11 protein-coding genes and 1 pseudogene are annotated in these 11,908 nt (G+C 73.4%); all 12 read left to right on the forward strand.

Going from position 1 to position 11,908, the window contains the following annotated elements:
• The first annotated feature begins 10 nt into the window (after nucleotides 1-10).
• The gene (ccoG, locus tag H8B08_RS18615; protein ID WP_370545537.1) at nucleotides 11-1,501 is read left to right on the forward strand and encodes a cytochrome c oxidase accessory protein CcoG; all 1,491 of its coding nucleotides are present in this window, start codon (nucleotides 11-13) and stop codon (nucleotides 1,499-1,501) included.
• Nucleotides 1,498-1,974, forward strand: a complete 477-nt coding sequence (locus tag H8B08_RS18620) for a FixH family protein (RefSeq protein ID WP_187451699.1) — start codon at nucleotides 1,498-1,500, stop codon at nucleotides 1,972-1,974. Before ccoG ends, H8B08_RS18620 begins: the two co-directional genes overlap by 4 nt.
• A complete protein-coding gene (locus tag H8B08_RS18625) occupies nucleotides 1,971-4,181 on the forward strand; it encodes a heavy metal translocating P-type ATPase (RefSeq protein ID WP_187451700.1) in 2,211 nt (736 codons plus the stop codon). The genes H8B08_RS18620 and H8B08_RS18625 overlap by 4 nt, the downstream gene beginning before the upstream one ends.
• The gene (gene ccoS / locus H8B08_RS18630) at nucleotides 4,169-4,372 is read left to right on the forward strand and encodes a cbb3-type cytochrome oxidase assembly protein CcoS (protein ID WP_187451701.1); all 204 of its coding nucleotides are present in this window, start codon (nucleotides 4,169-4,171) and stop codon (nucleotides 4,370-4,372) included. The genes H8B08_RS18625 and ccoS overlap by 13 nt, the downstream gene beginning before the upstream one ends.
• A 253-nt stretch (nucleotides 4,373-4,625) precedes the next feature.
• Nucleotides 4,626-6,131 carry a glycoside hydrolase family 18 protein gene (locus H8B08_RS18635; protein ID WP_187451702.1) on the forward strand — a complete coding sequence of 502 codons (1,506 nt, stop codon included), beginning with the start codon at nucleotides 4,626-4,628 and terminating at the stop codon, nucleotides 6,129-6,131.
• A 2-nt stretch (nucleotides 6,132-6,133) separates the two neighbouring features.
• Nucleotides 6,134-6,700: a lytic transglycosylase domain-containing protein gene (locus H8B08_RS18640; RefSeq protein WP_222934587.1), complete on the forward strand. Its 567-nt coding sequence runs from the start codon at nucleotides 6,134-6,136 to the stop codon at nucleotides 6,698-6,700.
• Entirely contained in the window at nucleotides 6,697-7,005 is a 309-nt protein-coding gene (locus H8B08_RS18645) for a TrbC/VirB2 family protein (protein WP_187451703.1), read from the forward strand. The genes H8B08_RS18640 and H8B08_RS18645 overlap by 4 nt, the downstream gene beginning before the upstream one ends.
• Nucleotides 7,006-7,007: 2 nt before the next feature.
• Entirely contained in the window at nucleotides 7,008-7,292 is a 285-nt protein-coding gene (locus H8B08_RS18650; RefSeq protein ID WP_187451704.1) for a type IV secretion system protein VirB3, read from the forward strand.
• A gap of 2 nt (nucleotides 7,293-7,294) precedes the next feature.
• Nucleotides 7,295-9,715: a VirB4 family type IV secretion system protein gene (locus tag H8B08_RS18655; protein WP_187451705.1), complete on the forward strand. Its 2,421-nt coding sequence runs from the start codon at nucleotides 7,295-7,297 to the stop codon at nucleotides 9,713-9,715.
• Nucleotides 9,712-10,863 carry a type IV secretion system protein gene (locus H8B08_RS18660; RefSeq protein WP_187451706.1) on the forward strand — a complete coding sequence of 384 codons (1,152 nt, stop codon included), beginning with the start codon at nucleotides 9,712-9,714 and terminating at the stop codon, nucleotides 10,861-10,863. Before H8B08_RS18655 ends, H8B08_RS18660 begins: the two co-directional genes overlap by 4 nt.
• Nucleotides 10,860-11,660, forward strand: a complete 801-nt coding sequence (locus tag H8B08_RS18665) for a TrbG/VirB9 family P-type conjugative transfer protein (protein WP_187451707.1) — start codon at nucleotides 10,860-10,862, stop codon at nucleotides 11,658-11,660. The genes H8B08_RS18660 and H8B08_RS18665 overlap by 4 nt, the downstream gene beginning before the upstream one ends.
• Nucleotides 11,657-11,908: pseudogene (locus H8B08_RS18670) on the forward strand (hypothetical protein); the annotation flags it as partial. The gene H8B08_RS18665 and the pseudogene H8B08_RS18670, both read left to right, overlap by 4 nt.

Consider the following 11,908-nt stretch of genomic DNA (forward strand, 5'->3'; position numbering starts at 1 on the left):
AGGGCCGGCCGTGACCGTCGTCATCGACACGCTCAAGACCAGGGGCGCCGCCCGCACCGGCGGCGCGCCGCAGCCGAGCCCGGCCCCGAAGCTCGAGCTCTACAAGAAGCGCGAGCCGATCCATCCGAAGCTGGTCCACGGGCCGTTCCGGATGGTCAAGTGGGTGCTGCTGGTGGTCCTGCTGGGGATCTACTACGCCGTGCCGTGGATCCGCTGGGCGCGGCCCGGCGACCTGCCGGACCAGGCGGTGCTGGTCGACCTGGCGCACGGGCGCTTCTACCTGTTCGGCCTGCATTTCTGGGCCCAGGAGGTCTACTTCGTCACCGGCCTGCTGGTGATCTCGGCGCTGGCCCTGTTCCTGGTCACGGCCCTGTTCGGGCGGCTGTGGTGCGGCTACGCCTGCCCGCAGACGGTCTGGACGGACCTCTACATCGCCGTCGAGCGCCTGTTCGAGGGCGACCGCAACGCGCGGCTGAAGCTGGCCAAGGCGCCCTGGTCGTTCGACAAGCTCTGGCGCAAGAGCGGCAAGCACACGGTCTGGGTCGCGGTGGCGGCGGCCACCGGCGGGGCCTGGGTGTTCTACTACGCCGACGCGCCGACCCTGTGGGGCGACCTGTGGGGCGGCCGGGCCTCGGTCACCGCCTATGTCTGGGTGGGGCTTCTGACCTTCACCACCTACGCCTTCGCCGGTCTGATGCGCGAGCAGGTGTGCACCTACATGTGCCCGTGGCCGCGCATCCAGGGCGCCATGCTCGACAAGGACAGCCTGCAGGTCACCTACCGCTACGACCGCGGCGAGCCGCGCGGCGCGCACAAGAAGGGCGCCGACTGGGCCGGGCGCGGCGACTGCGTCGACTGCCGCCAGTGCGTGGTGGTCTGCCCGATGGGCATCGACATCAGGAACGGCCCGCAGCTGGAGTGCATCAACTGCGGCCTGTGCATCGACGCCTGTGACGAGGTCATGACCAAGGTCGGCCGGCCCAGGGGGCTGATCGCCTACGACACCGACGCGGCGGTGGCGGCGCGCTCGGCGAAGAAGACGCCGGTCTATCGGCTGGTGCGCGGGCGGACGGTCTACTATGCGGTGGCGCTGTCGCTGGCGGCGGCCGCCATGGCCTGGGGACTGGAGACCCGCTCCAGCGTCGACCTCAACGTCTTGCGCGACCGCAACCCGACCTTCGTGCGCCTGAAGGACGGTTCGGTGCGTAACGGCTATACCCTCAAGCTGGCCAACCGGGGCGCCGAGGCGCGCACCTACCGCGTGGTCTTCGACGGGCCGGCCTCGGCCGAGCTCAGGGCTGTCGGCCTGCCGGGCCGCCGTGAGCTGACGGTCGAGGTCGAGCCGAACCGGGTGCGCGCACTTCGGGTGTTCGTGATCGTGCCCGCCGAGGCGGCGACCCGCCATTCGACCCCGGCGGCGTTCAGCGTCCGGGACCTCAAGGACGGCGAGACCGATACAGTCCCCACCGTCTTCCTCGCAGGCCCGGGGAGGGCGCGATGAGCAAGCGTGAGTTCAAGCTGACCGGCTGGCACGTGCTGGCGGGCCTGGTGCTGTTCTTCGGGGCGGTGATCGGCGTCGACACGGTCTTCACCATCATGGCCGTGCGCAGCCACCCGGGCGAGACCAGTGCGACCGCCTACGAGGACGGCCTGGCCTACAACCGCACGCTGGAGGCGCACGCCGCCCAGGCGGCGCTGGGCTGGACGGCGACGGCGGAGGCGAGCGAGCCGGGCGTGGTGACCGTGCGGGTGCGGGACGCCGACGGGCGTCCGCTCACCGCCCTCAAGCTCACCGGAACCCTGCGGCGGCCGGCAACCGACGCAGGATCGCACGCCGTGACCTTCCAGCGGGACGGCGTCGGCGGCTACCGCGGCGAGGCGCCCAAGGTGAAGGGCGCGTGGGACCTCACCTTCGTCGCCCGCGACGCCCAGGGCCACGTGTTCCAGGCGGAAAGGCGGCTGCTGTGGCGATGACCGACACGCTGCGGGGCTGCCCGTCCACCGGCCGGGTCACGGCCGGCGAGGCGGCGGCGGATCCGGAGGCCTTCGTCCGCGCGCGCGAGGACGGCGCGCAGGTGCTGGAGCTGGTGGTGCGCGGCGCGCGCTGCGCCGGGTGTCTCGGCAAGATCGAGCGCGGGGTCGGCGCCCTGCCGGGCGTCGAGAGCGCCCGGCTGAACCTGACCACCGGCAAGCTCAGCGTCGCCTGGACGCCCGGCGCGACCACCTCGCGGCGCATCGTCGAGACCGTCACCGACCTGGGCTATGCGGCCGCGCCGTTCGATCCGGCCGAGGCCCGTGCCGAGGAGGATCGCGAGGGCCGGCGCCTCGCCATCGCGCTCGGCGTCGCCGCCTTCGGGGCCATGAACACCATGATGTTCACGGTTCCCGTGTGGTCTGGCGTGGGCATGGGCGAGGGCATGCGCGGCTTCATGTACTGGGCCTCCGCCATCGTCGCGACGCCCTGTGCGCTCTGGGCCGGCATGCCCTTCTTCGAGTCCGCCTGGCGCTCGCTGCGGAAGGGCCGGGCCAACATGGACGTGCCGATCTCGATCGGCGTGCTGCTGACCCTGGCCATCAGCTTCAGCGAGACCTTCCTGCGGGGAAAAGACGCCTATTTCGACGCGGCGGTCAGCTTGCTGTTCCTGCTGCTGATCGGCCGCTACCTCGATCACCGGCTGCGGGCCACGGCGCGTTCGGCCGCGCGCGACCTGCTGGCCCTGCAGGCGCGCACCGCCGCCGTCCTGCAGGCCGACGGCGGGTGCGTCGCCGTGCCGGTGCGCGACGTCATGGTCGACGACCGGCTGGCCGTGGCGCCCGGCGACCGCATCCCGGTCGACGCGGTGTTGGAGGAGGGCGCCTCGGACCTCGACCTGGCCCTGGTCACCGGCGAGACCGCGCCCGCACGGGCCGCGGCCGGCGACCGGCTGCCGGCCGGCGCGCTGAACCTGACCGGCCGGCTGGTGTTGCGGGCGACCGCGCGGGCGGCCGACTCCACCCTGGCCGAGGTGGCCCGGCTGATGGAGGCCGGCGCGCAGTCGAAGTCGCGCTATGTCCGCCTGGCCGACAAGGCCGCCGCCCTCTACGTGCCGGTGGTGCACTCCGTCGCCGCCCTGACCGTGCTGGGCTGGTGGATCGCGGGCGCGGACCTGCGCACCGCCCTCCTGCGCGCGGTGGCCGTGCTGATCATCACCTGCCCGTGCGCGCTGGGCCTGGCGGTTCCGGCCGTGCAGGTGGTGGCGGCCGGGCGGCTGTTCCGCAGCCGCGTGCTGGTGAAGTCCGGGGCCGCGCTGGAGCGCCTGGCCGAGGTCACCCACGTGGTGTTCGACAAGACCGGCGTTCTGACCCGCGGCGAGCCGCGACTGGTCGACGCGCCGCCGCGCGCCCTGGCCGCCGCCGCCCAGCTGGCCCGCGCCTCGCGCCATCCGCTGTCGCGCGCGCTGGCCGCCGCGGCCGGCGAGGGGCCCGTGGCCGCCGAGGTGGTCGAGACCGCCGGCTTCGGCCTGGAGGGGCTGATCGACGGCAAGCGGGCGCGCCTGGGCCGGGCCGACTGGGTGGGCGTCGCGGGCGGTCCCGGCCGCGAGACCGAGTTGTGGTTCGGCTTCGTCGGCGAGACCAAGGTCCGCTTCCGCTTCGTCGACGAGCTGCGCCCCGAGGCGCGCGACGTGGTCGCCGCCCTCAAGGCGCGCGGCCTGACCGTCGAGATCCTGTCCGGCGACGTCGAGAGCGCCGTGGCCGACGCCGCCCGCGCGGTCGGGATAGAGCGCTGGCGCTCGGGCCTGACGCCGGCCGGGAAGGCCGCGACGGTCAACGCCCTGGCCTCGGGCCGGGTGAACACGTTGATGGTCGGCGACGGCCTGAACGACGCGGCGGTGCTGGCCTGCGCCCACGCCTCCATGGCCCCGGGCTCGGCGGCCGAGGCCAGCCAGAACGCCGCCGACCTGGTGTTCGAGGGCGGGCTGGAGGCGGTGCCGACCGCGCTCGACGTCGCCCGCGCGGCCCGCAGGCGCGCGCTGGAGAACTTCGGCCTGTCGGCGGCCTATAACGTGCTCGCCACGCCGCTGGCGGTGGTCGGCCTGGCCACGCCCTTCGTGGCGGCGGTGGCGATGAGCGTCTCGTCGCTGGTCGTCACCCTGAACGCGCTTCGGCTCAACTTCGTGGGGCGGCGTCCGTGGACATCCTGATCTGGCTCGCGCCCCTGTCGGTGCTGCTGGGCCTGATCGGCCTGGCGGCCTTCCTGTGGACCTTCCACGCGGGCCAGTACGAGGACCCCAAGGGCGCAGCCGCCCGCATCCTCGACGACCACCTGGACGCCGGGCCCTCGGCGACGCCCGTCAGCCCCCAGCCTGCCGCCACCCGACCTGCTCGACGGTGAAGGCGGCGACCGTGCGTGCGTCGCGCACGACGGCCGCGTCCACCGCATAGAGCGCGACCCAGGTCCCGCACGCCGACGGTCCGCGGTTCCGGCGGCGACGCGGCTTTGCGATGAAGGCGCCTGCTGGCGCGGTGAAGCCGGACGACAACTGAGGGGCGCGCTCCTAGCCTTCGCGTGTCCCGCGTGTGGGACCTCTGCGCCTCCCGGTCCGTCCATGAATTTGCGCCGCTTCGCCCTTCTGGGAGTCCTGCTGTTGCTCGCGGCCTGCGGCGGCGGGGGCGGCTCCGGTGGCGGAACGCCGCCGCCGCCCAGCGTTCAGGTCGCCGTCTCGCCTGCGACGATCACGCTCGGGCCGTCGGGCTCGGTCCAGTTCGCGTGCACGGTCACCGGCGCGAGCACGACCGGGTGCACCTGGACGGTCCAGGAGGGCGCGGCCGGCGGCCAGGTCTCGGCGACGGGTCTGTACGCCGCGCCGGCCGCCCCTGGGGCCTACCACGTCGTCGCCGCCAGCGTCGCCGATCCGAGCCGCACGGCCGTGGCGACCGTCACCGTGACCGCGGTCCCGCCCACGCCCTGGGTCACCGGCTACTACGCCGGCTGGTACTGGAGCAGCTACCCGCCCGAGCACGTGGACATGACCGCCATGACCCACTTCGTGTTCGGCCGCGTGGCGCCCGGCGGCGGCACCTTGGACGGCGCGCCGGGCGAGGTGGTCAAGGGCGGCGGGAACTCCCATGACCCTGGCCTGTCGCCGGACGGCGTCCGCAGCGTCGAGGACTACCTGATCAAGAAGGCCCACGATCAGGGCACGAAGGCGCTGGTGATGATCGGCGGCATGGGCGACGGGGAGGGTTTCCTGCTCTCCACCACCGACGCCATGCGCCCCACCTTCGTGCGCAACCTGGTCGATTACCTGGTCGCCCACGACTACGACGGCGTCGACCTCGACTGGGAGGACGCGCTTGAGGGCGACGAGGACCTGCACGTCGACGCCGAGGAAGCGCGCCGTCGCCTGAAGGCGCTGATCGCCGACCTGCGCCAGGAGGCGGCGAAACGCCCGCGCTATTCGGGGGCGGGCCGGCAGATGCTGATCACCTTCCCGGGCTATGCGGTCAGCATCAACTTCCTGGAGCCGGGCGGGAAGGTCGAACAGTGGCAGGCCGACGTCGCCAACGCGGTCGATCAGTACAACCTGATGAGCTACGGCATCGGCACCACCTTCAACGGCGGCGGCTGGGATTCCTGGTTCAGCAGCCCGATCTTCGGGGCGACCGGCACCACGCCCTACGACCTGGACACGAGCATCAAGGCCTACGTCGCCACCGGCGTGCCGCGCAGCAAGATCGGGATCGGCATCGGCTTCTACGGCATCTACTTCGGTCCGGACATCACCGGACCGCGCCAGCCGACCGACAACAATGAGATCTGGGTCTTCGACGACTCGTCGCTGAGCTACCGCGTGCTGGTCGAGAAGGGCTATCTCAGCCACGGCGTGCGCCGCTGGGACGAGGAGGCGCAGTCCGTCTATCGCAGCTACGGGGGCGGCGGTTACGTGCCGGCGGTGGACCCCACCTCGCCGCCAGCCGGCTTCCTGTCCTACGAGGATGAGCAGTCGATCGCCGCCAAGGGCGCGTGGGTGCGCTCGACCGGCGTCGGCGGCGTCATCCTGTGGACCATCGACTACGGCTGGCTGCCCGAGTCCCAGACCAATCCGCTGCTGGCGGCCGTGAAGCAGAGCTTCCTGCCGGAAAGGCAGTAGGCGTGCGCGCCGACCTTCTTCGCCGCGGCGCTCTGGCGTGCCTGCTTCTGGCCGCCGCCGGTCCCGCCGCCGCCCAGGTGCTGGAACTGAGCCCGGACGGCGAGGTGCGCCGGGTCGGTCCCGGGTGGGAGACGGCGCGCGCGTCCGCCGCCCGGCCCGTGGCTCCGGCGCCGCCCGCGCCCTACCGCCAAGCCGTCGAGGCGGCCGCGCGGCGTTACGACCTGAGCCCCGAGCTGCTCGACGCGGTCGCCAGGTCGGAGTCCGGCTACGACGCTCACGCCGTGTCTCCGGTCGGCGCGATCGGGGTCATGCAGCTGATGCCGGCGACCGCCCGCGCCCTGGGCGTCGATCCGCGGGACCCGGGCCAGAACATCCTGGGCGGCGCGGCCTACCTGCGCGCCCAGCTCGACGCCTTCGACGGCGACCTCGAGCGCGCGCTCGCCGCCTACAACGCCGGCCCCGGCCGGGTCCGCAAGCATGGCGGCGTGCCGCCCTTCGCAGAGACGCGCGCCTACGTGGCCGCCAACCTCGAGCGCCTCGCCGTGGCCGTGCAAGGAGAGACCGAATGAGCCGCACCTTCACGTCCCTGGCCACGGCCGTTCTCGTCGCCGCGCTGCCCGGCGTCGCCGCCGCCCAGGTCGCCGATCCGGCCGGCTCGGGTCCCATCCTGGGCGCCGTCACCTGGGTCCAGGGCACCCTGCTCGGCAATGTCGCCACCGCCGTCGCGGTGATCGCCGTGGCCATGGTCGGCTTCATGATGCTGACCGGCCGCATGCGCTGGAAGACCGGGGCTACGGTCATTCTCGGCTGCTTCGTGCTGTTCGGCGCGGCCACCATCGTCGCCGGCATCCAGGCGGCGGCCCGCGGCGGCTAGCCATGTCCGAGTTGACGCGTGTCCCGATCCATCGGGCGTTGACCCGGCCGCAGATGTTCGCCGGCGTGACCTACAGCTACTTCGTGATCAACGGCGTGCTGACGACCGAGGCGTTCCTGATCACGCGCTCGCCCTGGGCGCTGGCGGTCTGCGCGGCGCTTCACGGGATCGGCTACCTCGCCTGCCTGCGCGAGCCGCGCATCTTCGAGCTGTGGATCACGCGGGTGAGCCGCTGCCCGCGGGTGCCGAACTGGCGCTTCTGGCGCTGCAACAGCTACCGGCCCTGACGATGAAGCTTCGCGACTACGCGGCGTTCGCGCGCAAGGAGCAGGCGGCGGGGGACCGGCTGCCCTACGTCGGGCTGGCCGACGAGCGCACGGTGATCCTGCGCGACGGCGGGCTGATGCAGTGCCTGCATCTGACCGGCTTCGCCTTCGAGACCGCCGACGCCGCCGAGCTGAATCACAAGCTGGCCATGCGCGACGCGGCCCTGCGCGCGATCGCGAGCTCACGCTACGTGGTGCACCACCACCTCGTGCGCCGCCGGGTCGAAGTGGACGTCGACGGCGAGTTCGGCGACCCGGTCAGCGCCGAGATCGACCGCCGGTGGCGCGAGCGCCTGGCCTCGCGCCGCCTGTTCCTGAACGAGCTGTTCGTCACCGTCCTGCGGCGCCCGCCGAAGGGCAAGGTCGGCGTCGCGGAGCGGCTGGCCGACCAGATCGCGCGGCGGGTGAACGCCGAGACCCGGGCGGCGACCCTGGCGCGGGAGATCCGAGAGCTGGACGCCGCGCGCGAGGCGCTGGCGGCCGCCCTCCAGCCCTACGGTCCGCGGGTGCTGGGGGCCTACAGGACCCGCGCGGGCGTGTGCTCCGAACCCCTGGAGTTCCTGTCGGCCCTGTTCAACGGCGAGCTGCGGCCCATGCTGGCGCCGGCCGGCGATGTCGGACGCCACATTCCCTATCGCCGGGTCAGCTTCGGCCTCGACGCCGTCGAGCGCCAGGGGCCGGCCGGCGAGCGGGACTTCACCGCCATCCTGTCCTTCAAGGAATATCCGCCGCACGCCACGCCGGGCATGCTCGATCCGCTGCTGCGGCTGCCCTACGAGATGACCCTGTCCGAGGGGTTCGCCTTCGCGGACCGGCAGATCGGCCTGGAGCGCGTCTCCACCGCCCTGCGGCGGTTCCGGGCCGCCGACGACGACAGCCAGTCGCTGCGTCAGGGCCTGGTCGAGGCCAAGGACGCGGTGGCGTCCGGCCGCGCGGCGCTGGGCGAGCACCACCTCATGCTGGCCGTGCGGGCGCCTTCGCTGGAAGAGCTCGACCGGGCCGCCGCCGAATGCGTGGCGGTGCTGGCCGATCTGGGCGCGGTCGCGGTGCGCGAGGACCTCGCGCTCGAGCCGGCGTTCTGGGGCCAGTTCCCCGGCAACGAGGCCTATTGCGCGCGCCGCGCCATGGTCTCGACCGGCGCTTTCGCCGGCCTGGCCTCGCTGCACGGCTTCCCGCTCGGGGAGGCCTCGGGCAACCACTGGGGACCCGCGGTCACCGCCTTGGAAACGACCGCGGCGACCCCTTACTTCTTCAACTTCCACGACGGCGACCTCGGCAACTTCACCGTCATCGGCCCGTCCGGATCGGGCAAGACCGTGGTGCTCAACTTCCTGGCCGCCCAGGCCCAGAAGGCGCGCCCGCGCACGGTGGTGTTCGACAAGGATCGCGGGGCGGAGATCTTCGTCCGGGCGATCGGCGGGCGCTACGCCCTGCTGCGCGCCGGCGTGCCGACCGGCTTCAATCCGCTGCAGCTTCCGGACACGCCGGCCGACCGGGCGTTCCTGCGCGACTGGCTGGGCCGGCTGATCTGCAAGCCGGGCCAGAGCCTGGACGTCGAGGACGAGGCCGTGCTGGCCGACGCGGTCGAGGCCAATTACGAGCAGGATCCCGAGCACCGCCGGCTGAGCGTCTTCCGCGAGTTGCTGAGCGGCCGTCGGAGGCCCGAGCGCGGCGACCTGGCCTCGCGTCTGGCCCCGTGGTGCGGCCGCGGCGAACTGGCCTGGCTGTTCGACAACCCGGTGGACCAGCTGGAGCTGTCGTCGGCGACGCTCGGTTTCGACATGACCGAACTGCTGGACCACCCGGTCCAGCGCACGCCGACCATGATGTACCTGTTCCACCGGGTCGAGGAGCGGCTGGACGGCCGCCCCACGGTCATCCTGGTGGACGAGGGCTGGAAGGCGCTGGACGACGAGGTCTTCTCCGCCCGCCTGCGCGACTGGATGAAGACGCTGCGCAAGCGCAACGGACTGGTCGGCTTCGCCACCCAGAGCGCCCGCGACGCGCTGGAGAGCCGGGTGTCCTCCGCCGTCATCGAGCAGGCCGCGACCCAGATCTTCATGCCCAACCCGCGGGCCCAAGCGGCGGATTACTGCGACGGGTTCGGCCTGACGGCGCACGAACTGTCGATCGTCCAGGCCCTGCCCGCCCACGCCCGCGCCTTCCTGGTCAAGCAGGCCAACCACTCCGTGGTGGTGCGGCTGGACCTGTCGTCGGCGCCCGAGCTGATCACCGTGCTGTCCGGCCGCGAGGCGACGGTCAGGAAGCTCGACGAGCTGCGCCGGCGCGTGGGCGAGCACCCGGCGGGCTGGTGGCCGGAGCTGACCGGCACGGCCTGGCCCGGCGGCGCGCCCCAACCTCAGACGCTGAGGGCGGTGTCGTGAGCTGCCTGGCCCTGTCCCCGCAAGCCGACCAGACCGTCGCCTCGGCCCTGGCCGCGGTCGACTGCCAGCTGAACGGCGCGGTCGCGACCAGTTACGCGCGGCTGTTCGGCGCGAGCGGCGCCTTCACCGGCGTCCTGACCGCCCTGCTGACCGTCTTCGTCGCCTGGATCGGCTACGGCCTGATCACCGGGCGGACCCGCCTGAGCCTGCCCGCCATGACGCCGAAGCTGGCGGCGCTGGCCCTGGTCCTGACCTTCGCCACCGCCTGGCCCGCCTACCAGGCGGTGGTCTACGGCCTGCTGACCGGAGGCCCGGACGAACTCGCCTCGGCGCTGGCGGGCGCGCGGGGCGGCGCGGCCCAGGTCTTCGCCGCGCGGCTGGACGGGCTGTTCGACGGCGTCGTCGAGATCGGCCGCGCGCTGGATGTCGGCCAGGAAGCGGGCCTGCAGGGCGCGAGCCAGTTGGTCTGGTCCGCCGCCATGGTGCTTCTGCTGTCCACGCTGGGCCTGCTCGTCGTGGCGCGCGTGGTGCTGGCCGTGCTGCTGGCGGTCGGTCCCGTGTTCGTGGTGCTGGGCCTGTTCTCCGGCACGCGGCCGCTGTTCGAAGGCTGGCTCAGGACCGCGCTCGGTTTCGCCTTCGCGCCGATGCTGGTCGTGCTCGGCGGCTTCGGCGCGCTGAACCTGATGGGGCCGTTGATCCAGGCGATCGCCGAGGACCCGCTGGCCGCGGCTCGGGAGATGCGCCCGCTCGTGACCTTGCTGGTCGCCGCCCTGATCTATGCGGGGGTGCTGGTCGCCCTGGCCTGGGCCGCCCTCAACCTGACCCGCGGCTGGAGGCTGGGCGGCCGGACCGGGGCGGCGAGGACCCCGCCGACGGCCCCGGCTCACCAGCCCGCGCCTGCGCTGGCCACGCCCGGAGCGGACGCCGGAGGCTCGGACGCGTCCGCGAGCGCGCGGCTGTCCGCGCTGGTGACCGCCGTGCTGAGGGAGCCCGCGTCCGCCCCGGCCCGCGTCGAGATCGTCCGTTCCGTGGGCGGGGAGGCTGGCGGCGCGTCCCCGCCGTCGTCGTCCCGCCGCACCGAAGGATTGGGGCGCAGCTTCCGGCCGACGGCGGCCGCGCGCATGCTGACCGGAGCGCCTGGATCATGAACGTCGTCCGCCCCCTGATCCTCAGCCTGCTCATCGCCGGTCCGGCCGTGGCCGAAGCGGACCCGCGCGTGCGCGTGGTCGACTTCGACGACGCCGCCGTGGTCCGCGTCGACGGCTGCTTCGGCTACCAGACCATGATCGAGTTCGAGGCCGGCGACCCCATCGAGAACGTCGGGCTCGGCGAAGCGTCCCAGTGGCTGGTGACGCCCAACCGCAGCGGCGACCTGCTGTTCGTCAAGCCGGCCCAGCGCAGCACCCGCAGCAACATGACCGTCGCCACCGCCCGCCGGCGTTACGCGTTCGAGCTGGTCGCCGCGCCGACGGCGGCGTGCGCCCGGGGCGACGTCGTCTATCGGCTGCGGTTCCGCTACCCGCAGGACCCGGCCGCCGCCGCAGCGTCGACCGCGCCGCCGCCTCTCGGCCTGGACGCGCTGGCGCCGCCGGAGACGCGCAATTTGGCCTACACCTTCACCGGCTCGGCCGAGACCGTGCCGGTCCGCGTCTTCGACAACGGCAGCCGGACCTTCTTCCGGTGGGCCGAGGGCGCCTCCACCCCGGCGGTCTACGCGCGCGGCCTGGACGAGGCGGAGACCGCCGTGAGCTTCTCCGCCCAGGGCGACTACCTGGTGGCCGACCAGGTCGCGCCGGCCTTCGTGCTCCGGCGCGGAAACGCGGTCGCGGTCCTCTACAACGACGCCTACCAGACCCCGGCGCTGGACGCCGGCTCGCCCCAGCCGCGCGCCGAAGCCGCGCGTGGACCGCGCTGGCCGTTCGGGCGCGGGAGGGCCCAGCCATGATCGCTCGACACGCTCCGGGCGGCGAGGATCCGCGCCGCGCCCTGACCTCGGCGGAGCTGCAGGCGGCCTCCGACCGCGCCCGGCCCAGGGTCGCGCGCAAGGGCGGCTCCGACGCGCTCGGCCTCGGCGCCGGCCTGCTCGGGGCCTGCCTGCTCGGCGCCTTCACCCTGGTTTCGCTCTCCCAGGGGCGCGCCCAGGCCTCCGGCGCGGCCGCGGCGGCCCAGGCCAGCTTCACCCGACGCATGAAG

The sequence above is a fragment of the Caulobacter sp. 17J80-11 genome, assembly GCF_014349105.1.
Taxonomy (GTDB): domain Bacteria; phylum Pseudomonadota; class Alphaproteobacteria; order Caulobacterales; family Caulobacteraceae; genus 17J80-11.